We start from the raw sequence: 18,055 nt of genomic DNA, 5'->3' as shown, positions 1-18,055 counted from the left end.
GCCGAATCTTACCTTTTCATTACCCTTTTGCATTATACGCGATTGACGTTTATACTGCAAAACGGTTTTTAAGGCGGAAATGCTACATTTTGTTCGCTTATGCACCCGATTGAATATCCCTGCCAATCAAGTCCCATACTGGAAGAAAAGAGAGGAGCCCGTTCCATGACCAAGCCAAATCAAAAGACCCGCAAACGCGGGTTCCGTGTACGTAAATTGTTTAAAAACCTGTCTCTGCTCGCCGTGCTCGCTATACTTGCTACCGCTGCAGGATTGGTCTATCTATACGCAACCAGCCTGCCTCTCGCAGACTCTGACCGGAATTCCAGATTACTGGACAGTCAAGGTGAAGTCATCGCTACCTTCTCCGCAGGTGGCAAAGACTCTGTACCCGTTCAACTGGAGGATATCGCTCCAGATCTGGTCCATGCCACTCTGGCTGTAGAGGACCGCAAATTCTATAATCACTACGGGTTCGACGTGCAAGGGATGGGACGGGCTGTGCTCGTTAACCTCGAACATATGCAGATGTCGCAGGGTGCGAGTACATTAACTCAACAGCTGGCGCGTAACCTGTATCTGTCTCATGAGAAAACATGGACTCGCAAAGCCAAGGAAGCTATGTACACGGCGCAATTGGAGATGAAATACAGCAAGGATGAAATTTTGCAGATGTATCTGAACGAAATCTATTATGGGCATGGTGCGTACGGAATCGAAGCGGCCTCACGAATGTATTTTGGCAAATCAGCCAAACAGCTGGATCTTGCAGAGAGTGCCATGTTGGCAGGAATCCCGAAAGGACCTACCTACTATTCACCCTATAACCATATGAAGAATGCCAAAGACCGACAGAAGATTGTGCTGAATGCCATGGCTGATATCGGAAAGATCACCCAAGCTGAAGCGGATAAAGCTTATGAGAAAATGCTGGTGTTCAAACCGGAAAGTGAGCGTAAAACGGTAGAAAGTGCCCCTTATTTCCGCGACTATATTCGGAATCTGGCCATCAAAGAACTGGGAATCAGTGAAGCGATGCTGGATCATGGAGGATTGAATATCTACACCACCCTGGATCTGCGTGTACAAAAAGCAGCTGAAGACGCGATAGCGAAGGGTATGGATGCCAAAAGTGAGCTGGAGACGGCTCTGGTGTCCATCGACCCTCGCACGGGCTACATTAAAGCCATGGTGGGCGGCAAGAATTACCGCACCAATCAGATTAACCATGTTCTGGCGACAACGCGCCAGCCAGGTTCGGCGTTTAAACCGATTATGTATCTGGCAGCCCTGGAATCCAAGCAGCTCACCAGTGCATCCATATTTAACAGTGAACCTACCCTTTTTCACTATGATAATGACCGCAAAACTTATAAACCCGGCAACTTTGGAGACAAGTATCTGGGTGAGATTGATCTAAGACAGGCGATCGCCGCTTCAGATAATATTTATGCGGTGAACACCATTATGCAGATCGGTCCTGAGCAGGTTGTGAGTATGGCAAAAAATCTCGGCATTACAAGCAACCTGAGCGCCGTACCTTCTCTTGCACTGGGAACGTCACCTGTCAGCCCGTTGGAGATGGCGTCGGCCTTTTCCGTCATTGCTGCTGGTGGACAACGGACGCCACCTGTAGCCATTCTGCAAGTGACGGATGCCGCAGGACGTGTGCTCTATGAATCGCCTCAAACCAAGGCTGAGACCGTTGTGGAACCTGCAGCAGCTTATGTCCTGACTCGTTTAATGGAAAGTGTCTTCGAAAATGGAGGAACGGGCAACCGCGTGTCTAAGGCGATCAAACGTCCGGTAGCGGGAAAAACGGGAACAACCAACACGGATGCCTGGTTGGTTGGGTTCACACCCGAGCTCTCCACCGCTGTATGGGTTGGGTACGATCAAGGCAAAGCCATCTCGACTTCGGATGGCCGCCGGGCGGCTCCGATCTTTGCCCAGTTCACAGAGCAGGCACTTGCGAGCGTACCACCCAAAATTTTCACTGTGCCTGATCATGTCGTAAGTGTCTATATTGACCCGGAATCCGGCAAGCTGGCAGGCAACGGTTGTGAAGAGAAACGATTGGAAGTTTTTATTGATGGTACTGAACCGACAGAGGTATGTCATGGCACAACGGATGATTCGGATTCTGGAGAAGATGAGAAGACCCGTCAGGTACAGAATCAACAAGGTATACAGGAAGAGAAACATTCCTGGTGGGGAGATTTCAAACGTTGGTGGGTAGAATGACGTAAATGCGCAATGACTTAGTTACGTCACCTATAACTCCTGGTTATATTGAACAATTGGAAATTCACTTCGGATGAAAATTCATAATTATTCAGATCGATGAATACGATTAATGCACAAGCAAAAGACCCACAACCGATCTTTCCGGTCAAGGGGCCTTTTGCTTTTTTTTCTTTTAGACTGTGTTTAAAGATCCGCCTTAGGCGAGTGCTTCCTTCAATACATCTGGAGAAGCATTCCACCAGTCTTCGTTGTGTGAGATCAGTAGTGTCTTAAGTGCAGCTCGAGCTTCAGGTCCAAGCTCATCCAGCATGAAGCGACGCTTCAAGGCATAATCCATGCGATTCACATGTTCCGCCAGCAGTTTCCATCCACGTCTTGCTTCCGTATCAATCCACATCTCACATGCCGTTGCTCCACCATACAGTTGGCCTTCCTCCGTGCGATCGACAGCTACCCACACCAGCCATACCTGGCGTCCGTTGGGCACATCCTCACGATTGGTAGAGAACTTGATATTGCGTTCCACTTTGCTCTTCGCATGCATCGCACCAATATCGATTTTGGCTTCGCCATTATCAATAATGACCGGGGAAAGGTTATTCAGTTCAATGGAGCCTGCACCGAAGCCTTTATGCTTGCTTTTTGCACTAACGATATTCAAGGCAATCTGTTTTTTGCCGTTTTGCTCGTTTTGGTCCATGTTTATAGCCTCCAAGGGTTGATACAAATATTTTAACTAATAATTGTCCCATTGCAAACATATACATGCTGTAGATGCTTGTCAACGGGAGGTATTTAACGATGATTCCACGACGCGCCAAGAGCTGGCTCACTGTATCCCTGGCCCTGTGTGTACTTGCCGGAGGGATATGGATCACTCTGGGTTATAATCGCTCAACTCATTCCGAATTGCCAGTAATCGCCCCCGAATCGGGCAAGCCCAAGGCAATAGCTCCAACACCAGCTCCTCCAGAAAGTGTACAGACCCCTACTGCCGAAGTGTACAGCAACCGTGTTGTGGAATATCACATGGATGTAAAACTGGTGGAAGGGAATGTACTGGAAGGGACTCAGACGATTACCTGGACACATCCAGGTAAAAAAACCGTCAGCGAGCTTTACTTTCATATGTATCCCAACGCCTTCTCTTCTGCTGACACCACCTTTATGAAGGAATCCGGTGGAAAGCTTCGGGGTGATGTCATGCCTACCAATGGTTATGGCTCCATGAACATTACCGAAATGAAAACGGAGGACGGGCTCTCTCTGCTGCATCGGATGCAGTATGTGCAACCAGATGACGGAAATATCAAGGACACCACCCTCATTAAAGTACGCTTGCCCAAACCCGTCAAAGGCGGGGAAAGCATTACGCTCCACACCAGATTTGAAGTGAATCTGCCGAAGATTTTTGCACGAATGGGAACCGCTGATCATTTTGTCATGGCAGGTCAATGGTTTCCCAAATTAAGTGCCTATGAACCAGTAGGCAGGCGTGGACAAACAACGGAAGGCTGGAATCTGCACCAGTACCATGGCAACTCAGAGTTTTACGCCGACTTCGGTATATATAGTGTACGTATTCGGGTGCCTGAAACATACAAAGTGGCTGCTACCGGATTTCCGACGCAGCAAGCCGTGGTGAAAAATGGAGAAAAGGTCTATCAATTCTATGCCGATGATGTGCATGATTTCGCCTGGGCAGCCTCACCCGATTTTGTGTACGCCGAGGAACCCTTCTCTGCACCCAATGTGCCTGGTGTACGAATCAAGTTATATCTGGACCCAGCTCATCAGGATCTGAAAGAACGTTATTTCTACGCCGCGAAGGCCGCTCTAGCCAATTATAGCAAATGGTTTGGCCCATATCCTTATGCTACCTTATCCATCGTAGTTCCACCCAAAGCGGGGAACGGTGCTGGAGGTATGGAATACCCTACACTAGTTACGGCCTTTGGAGCCGATGATACTACGCCAGGTTATGACCTGGAACGTACCGTAGTCCACGAGATCGGACACCAGTACTTCTACGGCATGGTTGCCAGCAACGAATTCGAGGAAGCCTGGCTGGATGAGGGGTTCACCTCTTATGCAGAAGACAAACTGATGGAGCAGGAATACGGATTGATTCCAAATCTGCCGGTACAATCGGGACTGATTACTTCTCCTTCATCCTTAACACAAGAATCCTGGAAGTTCGATTCACAGAATGAGTATGCAGCCAATGTCTATACACGTGGCAAGCTTGTATTGCTTGGTATCGAACACCAAGTCGGTGCCAAAAAGATGGAACGCATTCTCTCTACCTATGTGAAGAAGTACCGCTTCAAACATCCCACTTCGGCTGATTTTCAGAACGTTGTGGAACAAGTGACCCGCACTTCCTGGTCTGATTATTTTGATCAATATGTCTATGGTAACGGGATGGCTGACTTTGCTGTAGAGAAGATTCGTGTTACGCCCGTACAGAAAGACGGTCAAACATTGTACGAGTCATCCGTGACGATCGCAAAAAAAGGGAGTGATTACAGCGCCGTTCCTGTTCGCATTGCTTTTGAAGACGGGCATATCCTCACTAAGCAATGGAATGGCAAAGAAGATCGCATCACCTATAAATTAACTCACACATCCCCCGTATCCTGGGCCATGACCGATCCCCTGTACTCGATCGTGCTGGAGAACCGCCATATGAACAATTTCCTGAAATCCGGACTGGATGAGCGGGCGAAGTCCCGCTGGAGCATGAGTGTAACCAAACTAATAGAAGCCATATTCGGAGGTCTGTCATGGTGAGGTGGAAACGGTGAAAGCGAAAATACGTGAAGGCTGGTTTCTCGTCCGTCAGCATATGTTCATTGCCGCACTCTTATTTCTCTATCAACTCATTTGGGGATATTTCTTCTATCGAATGGTACAATCGGCGGTCATCCCACTGCTCCTGCGCTATCCAGATGCTGATGCGGGAGAGCTGAGTACACTTTTGTTCAAAATGGAAAGTCAACTTAACCTGTCTACCCATCCGGAGGTTCATCGTTATCTATGGATTCTCGGGGGCATGCTGCTGGTTCGCATGTTGATCAGCCCCCTCATTCAGGCAGGACTGCTCTACTCACTTCAGCACTTTAATTCTACAGAAGAGCGCATCCCCTTTGTCCCCGGAATCAAAAATCTGTGGAAACCGATGCTGCTGCTACACACCGTACGTACATTATTGATCCTTCTGCCCGCCTACTGGCTCATACCGAAGCTCTACTCTATTCTCATGGAAGGTTTTCATTCCCTTCAATTACTTTTGCCTGGTATACCTTATGTTGCTGCCTGGATTGTATATGGTTGGATCATCCACCATGCCATACTCTACATGCAGTTCGGTGTTTCGGCACCAGAAGGAGAAGGCGGGGCTCACGGTACCCTCAAAGCACTCTGGATTGCACTGCGTCATCTCATCGCTGTAATCGGCATTGCACTCCTGCTGGGCGGAGTACACCTGCTCGTCTTTGGGGCATTCACTTCAGCCTCATGGTTATTAACGGGACTTACCGGACTTATACTACAACAGACGTATCCACTTGCCAGATGTCTATTGAGTCTGTGGAAAATATGCAGCCATTTCCGATTATGGCAGTCCAAAATATCCAAAGGTGAGAGCAGATAGATTAAAAATTGTTACCATCACAAGTTAAACTCACGGCCTAATATGTACTTATAAATAGGCAAACCTCAACCTTTCCCCGTCAAAGGTCGAGGTTTTTTTTGCTAAATTTGTTGCTAAACGTTGCCAAATCCGTACTCCTCTGTTACAATAATCGCAGTGAGTTTTTAGTAACAACTTTGTAATCTTTACATTCATATTTGTAACTACTTAAAATTAAATCGTCATTTCTTGATTTCGCAGGTGCATAACTAGCACAGCCAAATTCCTGGCACCTGGGAAGCGGGGGAACCAGTTATGGGTGAATTGATCTTGCTACAGAGGGATCATAGGGGACCTTCAACCGAATCCTTAAGCTAACCTCGCAGGCATTGGAAGGGGAATATCTCTTGTTCAAGAAGAAATTAACCGCAGCTGTACTTAGCATCACATTCGCTTTATCGCTTGGTGCAGGTAGCGCATTCGCAGATTCAAAGATGGACACAGTAATTGATTCAGCAATGGGAACTACATACAAAAGTGGAGGAACAACGCTAAACGGCTTTGACTGCTCCGGATTTACACGGTATGTATTCGACAAGTTGGGTATTGATTTGGCACGCCAATCCAGTTCCCAATTCGACATGGGCGATTCCGTATCCCGCATGGAAATGAGAGCTGGCGATCTGGTGTTCTTTAATACAACAGGTAAAGGCGTATCCCATGTAGGAATCTTTGTAGGGGATGGAAAGTTTGCACACTCCTCTTCTTCCAAAGGCGTTACGATCAGTGCATTGAGTGAAAACTATTGGGCCAATCGTTATGTTGGCGCGAAACGGATTATGAGCACGGACGCATATGAATCACTGGCCCTTGACTAGGGACAAGCTGAGCAACATAATGCTGTAACCATTAACCATACTGGAACGAAGCAAGAAGCATAACAGAACCGCCCGGTACATTCTCCGCAGGAATGTATCCGGCGGTTTTTTTGTGCTTCAATCCTTATTCATGTTGCAAGGTATACTCTGGGTATATCCTACGACATCAACAGGTTCATTTTGCGTTCGTTCGTCCGTGCCCTTATGATGTTTTTACCCATCCCGTTATAATATAAACGAAATTACCGGAACTTTTGTTTCATTTTTTTTCTGGGGAAGGAAGACTTGCTAAAAGAACATCACTTTTGTAGAGTGGACAAAGAGTTCTGTTTCAAGGAAAGGAGCATGCAAGTGTATGAAGGAAGCCCCTGTGACGTTTCACGTTGTACCCATGCGAGAAGAACATGCGGAGCTCATCTGCAGTTGGCAGTATGATCCGCCTTACAATATCTACAGCTGGCTCCCCTGGGAGCAGATGAAAGCTCTGGAAGTGGAATTCGGAGATGCACAGCTGCGACAGGAGCAATATGCAATCGTCCTGGATCAGAACGATCGTATATGTGGATTTGCTCAATACTTCCCACTTCAAGGGGTAACCCGGATTGGCCTCGGCATGCATCCAGAGCTGTGTGGTCAGGGTCAAGGGACAGCTTTTGTCACGGCCATTGTACAGGAAGCCATTCGCCGAAATCCGAAGAATGAGATCGATCTGGAAGTGCTCACTTGGAATGCTCGTGCCATTCAAGTCTATCTGAAGAGTGGATTTGTCACCCAGGATACATACGAACGACAGACCCCAAGCGGCTTAAAGCCCTTTCACTGTATGGTTTATGAAGGGCCTCGTGATTAGAATCTCTTGCAAAACAACTAAATTTGCGCCTTGTTATGTGATTAGTTCAAAATTTTCCCACAAAATGCTATGATGTCAGTACAGGTTCCGTTATAATGATATGGATAGTTTTAGGTTAGATGATCTTTCATTCTGGAGGGGACATAAGGGATGCACAAATGGATCATGAGCGGAGTATTTTTTGCAGCATGCGCTTTAGCTATTGTTTTAATGTTTACGCTTCCAGGGAAAGAAGAAGTGGCTGAAGAAGCCAAGCCAACCATGCCGGAAGTCACATTGGATGCCGGACAGGCTGAAGCACTGGTCAAAGCCAATTGTATCTCCTGTCACGGGGATCAGCTTCAAGGTGGCGTAGGACCTGCTCTGGCAAACATCGGCAGCCAGGATGATCTGGAGAAGATCTATTCTACGATTGTCAAAGGTAAAGGTGGCATGCCTTCCTTCAAGGGCAAGCTGCAAGATGAAGAGATTGCAAATATCGCCATGTGGCTTTCAGAGAAGAAATAATCTCTGCACACGCATAACAAAGAGGCCCTTAATCCCCTTTTCGGAGAGTAAGAGCCTCTTTGTTATATCAATTATTAAGCCTCTGCCGCATGCTCGTCCAGAAAGGCCTCCACTTCACGTGCGAACGGCATCCCGGACTGGGCGCCGAGCTTCGTCACGGATAACGCGGCCGCACCCATGGCAAAGCCTACGGCCGCGTCCAACGTCTCACCGCGCGCGAGGGCTACTGCCAACGCGCCGTTGAAGCAATCGCCAGCGCCGGTCGTATCGACGGCGCTTACGGCGTAGCCGGGCGCACGGCATGCGCCGGCACGCCCTGCTTGTACGCGGCCACCAGGCGCTGCCGCGTACACAGCCCCCTCGGGGCCGAGCGTTGTGACGACAGCGGCCCCGAGGGATGCGGCGAGCTCTGCGACCGCCGCATCCAGGTCTTCCGGCCGGAGATGATCCCGGCCGGTAAGCACGGCAAGCTCACTGCGGTTCGGCGTGACAACGTCGACGCACCGCAGGAGCTCCTGGGGCAGACCCGGCACCGCGGGAGCCGGGTTGAGCACCACCAGTGCGCTGCCTTCAGCCGCCAGTTGGGCGGCGCGGGTAACCGCTGGCAGCGGGATCTCCAGCTGCAGCAGCACCGCTGCGGCTGCAGTCAGGCTTTTTACCGTATCCGCCTCTTCCAGCATCTCAGGCACCACTTGCCCATTTGCACCAGGAATAACGATAATCCGGTTGTCTCCCCGAGAGAGCCAAATGGAAGCCGTCCCTGTAACCGTGTCTTCCAAGATGCGAACCTGCGAGGCATCTGCACCACTTTCCGTCAGACTGTGTAGCAGACGTTCGCCAAAACCGTCCGATCCCACCGCACCAATCATCGTAGTCTGTCCACCCAGACGCGCAGCGGCAACAGCCTGGTTCGCCCCTTTGCCACCAGCGAGATAATGCAGCTCCTCACCGCTCACTGTCTCTCCCTCTTCCGGAATCGTGTCTGTCTTCACCACAAGATCCATATTGAGACTGCCTACGACAGCAATAAGAGGTTGTTTCTGATTATAGTCTGACATATATAGTTCACTCACTTCTGGCCGCGTGATAATAACCGACCTCGTTATTGCGACCTCATTTTGTCATAAGCTTCGTTATATTGCCCTGCTTCCTTGATATCTACAGATGTGATACCACCCGCATCCCATGATGTGAGACGCAGCGTAACCGTTGTATAATCAATCGTAATAAAAGGATGATGATTGAATGCTTCCGAGATCGCAGCGACCTCATCCACAAATGCAATCCCTTTCATGTAGTTGGAGAACACGAATTTACGTACAATCCACCGTCCCTCTTCCAGTTCCCAGCCTTCCAGCCTTCCCAGATGAGCTTCGACTTCCTCTTGCGAAAAAACCATGCGTTATCTTCCTCCCCATAGGATGGTACATTACAGACTTGAGTCCGTATAACCACCGACACCTTCGGCGCTATCAACAGCAGCCTCAAAGGCCAGGCTCACCGCCATGCGGTTGGCCCATTTCACGACTAACATCTTACCACGGACAAGCTTCAAAATCCAATCAACTACGTGGCTTAGAACCAATAACCATAAGGCTTTGAAGGGAATTTCAATTCCATTTACACCCCTGAAAATGCATGTGAACACACTAAATTAAAGGTACAAATGTCAACTCTTCTTCCCCGATCAAAATATGAATGCGGTGCTGTTCCTTATCATGGATGACCACGCCACTTCCAACCGGAATAACGGACTCCTCGCCCAGCGCATAGAACAAATCCTCCGCCAACGCCTCATCCACTTCAAGTTGGTCAGATGCAGCCAGTCTATCCCACTCTTCCGCGTCCATTTCAAAGAAAACATACCGATCAGGTATGCGTCCGATTGCCGTTGTCAGATCTGTCAAAATTCCTTCATAATCCCGTCCATGCTTTACGCCCATTGGCTTTTCACTCCTATTCGGCCCCTAAGGAGCGGATTTGATCTTATTATACCTGAAAATAGCCCTTAAAAAAAAAGGCCTTCTGGTCGATAAATACATATATGACCGTTTTAACTGTTTTAGCAACCGTAAGGAATGCCTAACATTGAACGGATTGCGGCCAAAAATTCGTCCGGAAGCCCGAACACAGCCGCTTGAAAGGATTCAATTTTATCTCATGGATGAGGTGTATGATGAACATTTCAACGATTATTGGACTAATTTTGGGGCTGGTCTCCCTTGTATTTGGTATGTTCTTGAAGGGTGCGCCCTTAATCAACCTGGTTAACAATCCCGCAGCCTACATTATTATCTTTGTTGGTACGGCAGGAACCATTTTTATCGCATTTCCGATGTCTGAAGTTAAGAAAATCCCTAAGCTTTTCGGGATTGTTTTCAAAAATCAAGTACTTATTGATCGCGTATCCCTGATCGGCACATTTATGGATTGGGCTTCCACTACCCGTCGTGAAGGTTTGCTTGCATTGGAATCAAAAGTAGAAGAGATTGACGATCAGTTCCTTCGTGGCGGTATGCGTATGATTATAGACGGCAACGATCAGGAATTTGTAAGTGATGTGCTCATGGAAGATATTCATGCTACAGAGGAGCGCCACCGTGGCAGTGCCTTGATCTTCGCTCAGGCGGGGATGTACGCACCAACCCTAGGGGTTCTCGGGGCCGTTGTAGGTCTCATCGCAGCACTTGCCGATCTCAGTGACATGGAGAAACTCTCCCATGCGATTGCAGCAGCATTTATCGCAACACTCCTTGGTATATTTAGTGGTTACGTGTTATGGCACCCGATGTCTAACAAGCTGAAACGGATGTCCAAGCAAGAAATGGAGATCAAGCTGATGATGGTTGAAGGACTGTTATCCATACAATCCGGTGTCTCCACCATCGCCATCAACCAAAAGTTATCCGTATTCCTGACACCTTCCGAACGTAAACAACTGGAAGAGAAGGAGGGATCACCAGGTGAAAAAGGCTAAGAAGCACGAACCACATGAAGAGCATATAGACGAGAGCTGGTTGCTTCCCTATTCCGACTTGATGACCTTGTTGCTCGCTCTGTTTATTGTATTGTTCGGTATGAGTTCAATCGATGCAGCTAAGTTTGAGCAGATGGCTTCCGCACTAAACAGTGCATTAAATGGAGGTTCCGGAATTCTGGACCATTCGTCCATGAATCCGGATACGCCAGGTGCTGATTTGGGTAAGAACAAACAGGAACCTACAGAAATTACCAAGAAAACACCAGCTCAGATTACAGATGCACAGATGGCTAAGAAAGAACAAGAAGACCTGGAGAAACTCAAAGAGCGACTCGACAAATATATCTCGAAGAACGGGCTTTCGGATCAGCTGAACACCAAGCTGAATCAGTCTGAATTGAAGATCACGATCAGTGATAACGCCCTGTTCTCCTCAGGCCGAGCAGATGTGAAGCCTGAATCACGATCCCTGGCCAAAGCAATCTCAAGCATGCTGCAGGAGTTCCCTGAATATGAAGTGGTTGTATCCGGTCATACCGATAATATTCCCATTTCGAACAACCAATATAAGGATAACTGGGATCTAAGCGCAGATCGTGCGCTCAACTTCCTGAAAATCCTGTTGCTGAACTCGCAATTGGACCCTTCCAAATTCACACCAAGTGGTTATGGAGAGTATCACCCAATTGCCAGCAATGAAACCAATACGGGACGGGCACAGAATCGCCGTGTAGAGGTATCTATCATTCGTAAGTATCAAAGTAACAATACAAATGTAAAAGCCGTTGGCGGAGGAAACTAGAGGCTGCAGCGATTCATTAACCAAGAAGACCGTTCTCCTTGTAACTGAGAACGGTCTTTTTGGTTTTATAAGGCTTATGCCTAGTTTATCTCTACATTTTTCATGCTATTTTGGAAGATTTATCTGTCATCATTGACCCTAGACCAAAAAGCCCTACACTCCTTTACGGAAAGCAGGGCTTCAATCAGTTAACTAGTCGAACTCGAATCAACTATTCCAGTGAATAGTCCAACAGACCGCCCAACTCCGCTTTTTCAGCAGGGGTAAGCTCTCTCCATGAACCTGTCGCCATTTCTCCAAGATGGATGTTCATGATCCGAATGCGCTTCAACTTACGAACCTCGTAACCAAAGGCACTACACATCCGCCGAATCTGACGGTTCTTTCCTTCAGTCAGGATGATACGGAATACTCGATCCGTCATCCGGGTCACTGTACAAGGCAGGGTCATTTCACCCAGGATCTTCACCCCAGTGCTCATGCCTCTAAGGAAACTCGGGGTTACAGATCGATCAACAGTAACGATATACTCTTTCTCATGGCGCCCTTCTGATCTAAGAATCCGGTTAACGATATCACCATCATTGGTCATCAGGATCAGACCTTCTGAGTCCTTATCCAAACGCCCAATTGGAAAGATACGTTCATCGTGCCCGACAAAATCAACGATATTCCCCTGAATATGCTGCTCGGTTGTACTTGTGATCCCGATCGGTTTATTCAGCGCGATATATACGTGTTTTCTCTTTTCCTTGATCGGCTTGCCATTGATTCGTACATCGTCGCCTTCTTCTGCCTGACTGCCCAGTTCAGCCTTAACTCCATTAATAGTTACTAGCCCACGATCCACCAACTTGTCGGCTTCACGCCGGGAGCAATAACCTGTTTCACTAATAAATTTATTAATACGCAAAAGGTAATCTCACCTCATCTATTTCTCTTCATCTGTAAGTGTGTCATCTGTTACCTGATCTACCTCAATAACCTCCGGTTGTTGCTCGGATGCAGGCAGTTCAATAATAACCGTTGTTCCCTTGTTCATGACGCTTTTAATATCCATCATGCCCTTATGTGATTGAATAATGCGCTGACTGACCATCAGGCCAAGCCCTGTTCCAGACTCTTTATTCGTAAAGAAAGGCTCCCCAAGCTTGGGCATCATCTCTTCCGGGATACCGATCCCTTCATCCCTGATCTCAATTCTGACGCGTTTCGACTGTTCGTCATGCTTGAGCTTGATGTGGATGCTTCCTCCATTTGGCATGGCCTCCATACCATTTTTCAGCAAATTGATGAATACCTGCTTCAACTGGTTCTCTTCACAGTGTACCATAGCCGAATCGGATGAGGCACGCAGTACAAATTCTACACCATGCAGATGCGCCTGACTATCCAGTAACGAGATGACATCGCCAAGAATAAAACGAATATCCCGATTCTGAAAATGAACCGCCTGCGGTTTCGCCAGAATCAGAAATTCACCAACGATAAGGTTGATGCGATCCAGCTCCGATAACATCAGATCCAGATGACGATGATTCAGCTTGTTGCTCTCTTGCTGTAACTGCAGGAACCCGCGCAGCGTGGTCAGTGGATTACGAATCTCATGTGCCACACCTGCTGCAAGCTGACCCACGGTTGTAAGCTTCTCAGAGCGTCTGAGTAGCTCTTCCATCCGATTACGACTTGTAATATCCCTGGAGACACTTATGAGCGCAGTAATCTCTCCAGCTTCGTCTCTTACCGGAGCCGTACTGACACTGACCTCTACCCTAGTCCCGTCTTTCTTCATCCAGGTGGTTTCGTTAGACGTAATGGACATCCCTTCAACGAGTTGGGCATGCTGGCGTTTCATTTCTTCTTCTGCCTCTGGCGGGATGATCTTCAGATTACGACCTTCCACCTCACGACTTCGAAAACCATATAATTGTTCAAATGCCCGGTTAACCCGCAGCACTTTCCCTTCAAGATCCGTAATGTGAATGGCATCCGCAGTCTGATTGATAATGGACTCCAGATGCTCTTTCACCGCTCGATTCTCTTCATACATCTGTTTCAGACGGCTCGTATAATGGCCCAGATTACGTATCATGGCATTAATACGATTGGCCAGTTGGCCAAGCTCATCCTTCCTCCGTACTTTCAGACGGAAATCAAAGTGCCCGTCCGCTACCTCATTCACTTTGCCCAGTATGGATTGGATCGGACGTGTAATATACCCTGCGAGCAAATAGCTGCCAAAGATCACAATCTCCAGCAAAACCAACGATATGGAGGCATGACTCACCAACTGCTCAGATACCATGGAGGATATTTGCTTATAGTCCATGACAATACTGATCACATAGGAAGACTGATTGGGTGTGAAAATGGGAATAAAACTCTTCAGTACCTTCTGTTCGTGCGTTTCACTGACAAAAGATACATTTTGCCCTGTTCGAATGGCGCGCACCACAGCACGATGATCCTCATCCGTAGAACCATACTGGTATGTACCAAAACGAATCGGTCTGTTATTCAACTTGCTAAAGTTAGAATCTCTTCCGTCATCACCCATGTTTGGGCTGCCAAAAGTCAACGGATTGATGCCTGTAATTTCCAGAATGGAGGGATTGACCTCACGAATTTTATTTAAAATCTCATCCGGACTAGAGATTTTCACATAGTCATCAACTTCCGTATTATTATAGAAGGGATTGATTATGTAGTTTCTCTTTCCATCATGGTAGTAACCCCAGATATCAATATCCGAAGGACTGGATGTCGAGTATTCGAATCCATCTGACCAGAAATGCTCCAACTTCTGCCCTTGGGGAATCGTCACCTGTTGTTTTTCAAACAACTGCTTAAAGGCCTGATACCAATAAGTCATGGATTTGGTGGACAGCCCGATTTCTCTCGGATCTGAGGAGCGGCTAACAACGATGTCATCATCCGTCTGCTCCATTAACGAAATATGTGAGACGCCGACCTTTTGGCTCAAGCGTACAAGTTCTTCATTTGTGATATTATTAATATCCGGGTCCAATTCTTCCGCTGCCATGACAGCAGCAAGCCACAGATTGTTTCCAATCTGCCGTTTTACATAATCCGAACTGTATTGATTCTGTTCGACAGCAATTGCAATCTGCTTTGCAGTGAGCACCATCTTGGTTTCACTGTCCTGCCTCAGATTCTCTTCTGTAGTATAATAACTCAGTGCGATATTCAACACTAAAATAACGAGCACTGAGCACGACATAATCATGGATAATTTCGTTTTAATAGACAAGTTTTTTTGTTCACCTCTCGGCTTGTACCCTCTGGCGATATATGGCAAAACCTATCTCCATCATAACGCTTGTATGTCTTTTTGAAAAGGATAATTGACCTGTGTCCAAAAGTTACCGAATGACTGAAAAGCTCGAAATTCGTTGTTTTTTGCATTTTTGAACTCTACAATGAAATTAATCACTGTATTTATCCACATACCCACAGGCTTGTGGATAGTTTGTTTATAACTATGTGAGCAACTACACGGTTATCCACAATTCTATGCACAACATGTTAACAACCCGAATATTTGTTCGCTGAATAAACGATTTTGGAAGGAGTTATATAGTAATGACTGACCATTCTCTTCCGACCGATCTTGCGCATTTATCTGAGGAAGCTCAGCATGAGCACTGGATGCGGGAGGCCATTGCCGAGGCCTACAAAGCTGAGGCTCTTGGGGAAGTGCCGATTGGAGCTGTAATCGTACAAAATAACCAAATCATTGGTCGAGGATACAATCTGCGTGAAACTACGCTGGATTCCACCGCCCATGCAGAGATGGTGGCTATCCGTCAGGCCAGCGAGACCATTGGGGCTTGGCGTTTATTGGATTGTTCTCTGTACGTCACACTGGAACCTTGTCCGATGTGTGCAGGTGCGATTGTACAATCTAGGGTCCCCCGCGTAATCTATGGTACGGCTGATCCCAAGGCAGGCTGTGCAGGTACACTGATGAACCTGCTACAGGAGCCTCGTTTTAACCATCGCACGGAGGTGATCCCGGATATCCTCCAGCCTGAATGCTCCACGATGCTAACTCAATTTTTCAGAAGTCTGCGCCAAAAGTTAAAGTAGTCCCCGACTACAAACATCCCAATTAGAAAGGAAGTATGCTGCAATGGCACTAACACTCTATGATACAGCCAATGGCATAAGCCTTCGGTTGCTCACATCTCAGGATACACAATCCTATCTGGACCTGATTCAGGTTACACGTGTCCCCTATCAAGCTGTAGAACCCGTGCGAGAGAATGATTTTTATACACTGGATGTTCAGACTCGGCGGATTGAGGATCGGGTCAGGGCAGCAGAAGATGGTACAGGATATCAATTTGGAATCTATACCATTAAAGACAGCCTGTTGATTGGACAAGTAAGTATCAACAATGTCGTATTGGGCGTTGCCAATTATGCGGATATGGGTTACTTTATCCATCCGGATTATCAGGGTGGCGGACGAATGACAGCAGCGGTTAAACTGGCCGTAGCTTATGGCTTCCGTGCGCTGAAGTTAAATCGGATTCAGGCTGCCGTTTTACCCTCTAACAAAGGTTCACAGCGCGTACTGGAGAAGAACGGATTCCAGTTTGAAGGTACGGCTCGCAAATACCTCAAGATCAATGGCAAGTATCAGGATCATCAGATCTATGCTGTACTTGCTGAAGACTTGGATGAACTTGCGGATTAATTAATTTAGAAGCTCCACCACAGAGCTGTCTGTATTCCCAATTCAAGACGATACAAATTCAATATTCAAAGCCGCACTACCCTAGTTGTGTAGGAGAGAGTGCGGTTTTATTTGTATGTCCCCAGCCACAATTCAAAATCAAAGATCAATCATTCTGCGGATATCCCCTCTTACGCTGTCTAACATAAAAAAAACGCCTGTATCCAAGCGCAAGGAGATTATCCTTCACTTGAATCACAGACGGTTTGAACTCAGCGAGATTAGTATCCGTATGAAGCGTTCATCAATTCTTCGAACTCTTGCATAGTAATTACGTCATCACCAGTAGGGATGTTGATTTTGAATGCTGCTTTTTCGTTAATCTTGGTGTACGTATTGGAACCGGTAAATGCCAATTTCACTTCGTCTTTTGTACCTTCTGGCTTGATCAGCACATCAGCGACCATCTTTTGATATACAGGGAAGTCGTTTTTGTCCAATGCGAAATCGATGTTGAATTGGTTAATTGTCAGAACATCTTTCAATTTATCCAAGTCTTTAGCCATTTCAGCCTGATCTGCTTCAGTGATCTTCAGATCTTCTTTAGCTTTGTCGATATCAGCCTGATCCATTTGCAGCATTTCACGATATTCCTCTTTGGACAGAATATCCAATACTTTAGGCATAGCTTTTGTTACCAGTACAGTAACTGCTTCTTTAACATTGTCATTATTCACCGAGAATTGTACAACTTGCTTCGCATCTACACCTTCAGGAAGTTTTGCATCTTTGGTGTCTAGATTTTTGAAGAATTTAGCTTGATCGTACTCGCTCAGCACTGCATCCATAACTTCGTTGCTCAGCTTTTGCGTTTTGGCTGCGTCCATAGCATCCGGGTTCCATTCCGTACCCTCTTGCTCAGCCAGTTCTTTCAGGTCCAGCTCAAGGAACTTGTTAACAACATTCTCCGGAATCGGGAAGAACGGAATATTCGGCACTTTCACATACAGTTTCTCTGCCGTCATCACCATTGGAATGTTAAAGGTCATACCCATATCGCCTTTAAGCTCGATGCCAAGAGTCATCTCTGTCTGCATTGGCTCACTTTGGTATACACCTGTTACATTCAACTGAGCATCCTTCAGCATGCTCATAAACTGAGTCATAGTAGGATCAGTTTGTGAAGTATCCCCAGGTTTATAGCTCAATTCATTAATTGTAAAGTTGGAACTCATCTCATACGAAGTTAATTTGGAAGCATTGGCTGCAGCCGTCTTCAATGCCTCTTTTGGTTCCTGCTTGCTGCTACATGCTGTCAATGCCATAGATACGGTCAACAGCAACGTAAGAAGAAGCGCCCCCATACGTTTAGTCATTTGTTTCTCTCCTCTCGTGATAACCCCAAAAAAAAGTAATTCAATATCAATGATATACCATATCGCCAGATACCGAAAC

General features: G+C 46.9%; 18 protein-coding genes and 1 riboswitch. Of the genes, 10 read left to right on the top strand and 8 right to left on the bottom strand.

Going from position 1 to position 18,055, the window contains the following annotated elements:
* Positions 1 to 165 precede the first annotated feature (165 nt).
* Positions 166 to 2,244 (top strand): transglycosylase domain-containing protein, encoded by a 2,079-nt coding sequence (locus F0220_RS00540; RefSeq protein WP_149846229.1) that lies wholly within the window; start codon positions 166 to 168, stop codon positions 2,242 to 2,244.
* 199 nt (positions 2,245 to 2,443) lie between these two features.
* Here the strand turns inward: F0220_RS00540 and F0220_RS00535 are convergent, their stop codons facing one another.
* A complete protein-coding gene (locus tag F0220_RS00535; RefSeq protein ID WP_017691308.1) occupies positions 2,444 to 2,947 on the bottom strand; it encodes a YwhD family protein in 504 nt (167 codons plus the stop codon).
* Positions 2,948 to 3,048: 101 nt separating this feature from the next.
* Here F0220_RS00535 and F0220_RS00530 point away from each other — a divergent pair, with 101 nt between their 5' ends.
* The 5 genes from F0220_RS00530 to F0220_RS00510 all read left to right on the top strand — a co-directional run bounded on the left by F0220_RS00530 (position 3,049) and on the right by F0220_RS00510 (position 8,116).
* Positions 3,049 to 5,040, top strand: coding sequence for a M1 family metallopeptidase (locus F0220_RS00530; RefSeq protein WP_149846228.1), 1,992 nt, complete (start codon positions 3,049 to 3,051; stop codon positions 5,038 to 5,040).
* A gap of 10 nt (positions 5,041 to 5,050) precedes the next feature.
* On the top strand, positions 5,051 to 5,902 hold the full coding sequence (locus F0220_RS00525) for a hypothetical protein (RefSeq protein WP_149846227.1): 852 nt from the start codon (positions 5,051 to 5,053) through the stop codon (positions 5,900 to 5,902).
* A gap of 245 nt (positions 5,903 to 6,147) precedes the next feature.
* Positions 6,148 to 6,285: riboswitch (cyclic di-AMP (ydaO/yuaA leader) on the top strand.
* Between the two features lie 3 nt (positions 6,286 to 6,288).
* Positions 6,289 to 6,759: a C40 family peptidase gene (locus F0220_RS00520; RefSeq protein ID WP_036607285.1), complete on the top strand. Its 471-nt coding sequence runs from the start codon at positions 6,289 to 6,291 to the stop codon at positions 6,757 to 6,759.
* Between the two features lie 355 nt (positions 6,760 to 7,114).
* The gene (locus F0220_RS00515) at positions 7,115 to 7,609 is read left to right on the top strand and encodes a GNAT family N-acetyltransferase (RefSeq protein ID WP_091020204.1); all 495 of its coding nucleotides are present in this window, start codon (positions 7,115 to 7,117) and stop codon (positions 7,607 to 7,609) included.
* A 150-nt stretch (positions 7,610 to 7,759) separates the two neighbouring features.
* On the top strand, positions 7,760 to 8,116 hold the full coding sequence (locus F0220_RS00510) for a c-type cytochrome (protein WP_036607288.1): 357 nt from the start codon (positions 7,760 to 7,762) through the stop codon (positions 8,114 to 8,116).
* 74 nt (positions 8,117 to 8,190) lie between these two features.
* On the opposite strand, the gene rbsK is transcribed toward F0220_RS00510, so the two are convergent.
* From rbsK to F0220_RS00495, 4 genes are read right to left on the bottom strand one after another with little or no spacing between them, the layout of a single operon-like run.
* The gene (rbsK, locus tag F0220_RS00505) at positions 8,191 to 9,174 is read right to left on the bottom strand and encodes a ribokinase (RefSeq protein ID WP_105602489.1); all 984 of its coding nucleotides are present in this window, start codon (positions 9,172 to 9,174) and stop codon (positions 8,191 to 8,193) included.
* A gap of 44 nt (positions 9,175 to 9,218) precedes the next feature.
* A complete protein-coding gene (locus F0220_RS00500) occupies positions 9,219 to 9,515 on the bottom strand; it encodes a 4a-hydroxytetrahydrobiopterin dehydratase (protein ID WP_017691315.1) in 297 nt (98 codons plus the stop codon).
* Positions 9,516 to 9,545: 30 nt separating this feature from the next.
* Positions 9,546 to 9,764 carry a hypothetical protein gene (locus F0220_RS32765; RefSeq protein ID WP_105602487.1) on the bottom strand — a complete coding sequence of 73 codons (219 nt, stop codon included), beginning with the start codon at positions 9,762 to 9,764 and terminating at the stop codon, positions 9,546 to 9,548.
* A 1-nt stretch (position 9,765) separates the two neighbouring features.
* On the bottom strand, positions 9,766 to 10,059 hold the full coding sequence (locus F0220_RS00495) for a hypothetical protein (RefSeq protein ID WP_091020207.1): 294 nt from the start codon (positions 10,057 to 10,059) through the stop codon (positions 9,766 to 9,768).
* Positions 10,060 to 10,292: 233 nt separating this feature from the next.
* On the opposite strand from F0220_RS00495, the gene motA reads away from it, so the two are divergent.
* Positions 10,293 to 11,093 carry a flagellar motor stator protein MotA gene (gene motA / locus F0220_RS00490; RefSeq protein WP_036607291.1) on the top strand — a complete coding sequence of 267 codons (801 nt, stop codon included), beginning with the start codon at positions 10,293 to 10,295 and terminating at the stop codon, positions 11,091 to 11,093.
* Positions 11,080 to 11,898, top strand: coding sequence for a flagellar motor protein MotB (gene motB, locus F0220_RS00485; RefSeq protein ID WP_105602485.1), 819 nt, complete (start codon positions 11,080 to 11,082; stop codon positions 11,896 to 11,898). The genes motA and motB overlap by 14 nt, the downstream gene beginning before the upstream one ends.
* Before the next feature lie 211 nt (positions 11,899 to 12,109).
* On the opposite strand, the gene F0220_RS00480 is transcribed toward motB, so the two are convergent.
* Both F0220_RS00480 and F0220_RS00475 read right to left on the bottom strand, forming a co-directional pair.
* A complete protein-coding gene (locus tag F0220_RS00480; RefSeq protein WP_091020211.1) occupies positions 12,110 to 12,811 on the bottom strand; it encodes a pseudouridine synthase in 702 nt (233 codons plus the stop codon).
* 18 nt (positions 12,812 to 12,829) lie between these two features.
* Positions 12,830 to 15,169, bottom strand: a complete 2,340-nt coding sequence (locus F0220_RS00475) for an ATP-binding protein (protein ID WP_105602501.1) — start codon at positions 15,167 to 15,169, stop codon at positions 12,830 to 12,832.
* Between the two features lie 332 nt (positions 15,170 to 15,501).
* On the opposite strand from F0220_RS00475, the gene tadA reads away from it, so the two are divergent.
* Positions 15,502 to 16,008, top strand: coding sequence for a tRNA adenosine(34) deaminase TadA (tadA, locus tag F0220_RS00470; RefSeq protein WP_105602484.1), 507 nt, complete (start codon positions 15,502 to 15,504; stop codon positions 16,006 to 16,008).
* Positions 16,009 to 16,051: 43 nt separating this feature from the next.
* A complete protein-coding gene (locus F0220_RS00465; RefSeq protein WP_105602482.1) occupies positions 16,052 to 16,621 on the top strand; it encodes a GNAT family N-acetyltransferase in 570 nt (189 codons plus the stop codon).
* A 260-nt stretch (positions 16,622 to 16,881) separates the two neighbouring features.
* Here F0220_RS00465 and F0220_RS00460 read toward each other — a convergent pair whose 3' ends face one another.
* On the bottom strand, positions 16,882 to 17,976 hold the full coding sequence (locus tag F0220_RS00460) for a hypothetical protein (RefSeq protein ID WP_105602481.1): 1,095 nt from the start codon (positions 17,974 to 17,976) through the stop codon (positions 16,882 to 16,884).
* Positions 17,977 to 18,055 lie beyond the last annotated feature (79 nt).

This window comes from Paenibacillus sp. 37 (genome assembly GCF_008386395.1).
Taxonomy (GTDB): domain Bacteria; phylum Bacillota; class Bacilli; order Paenibacillales; family Paenibacillaceae; genus Paenibacillus; species Paenibacillus amylolyticus_B.
The sequence above is the reverse complement of the archived record's forward strand: the minus strand, read 5'-3'. Positions and strand labels throughout refer to the sequence as shown.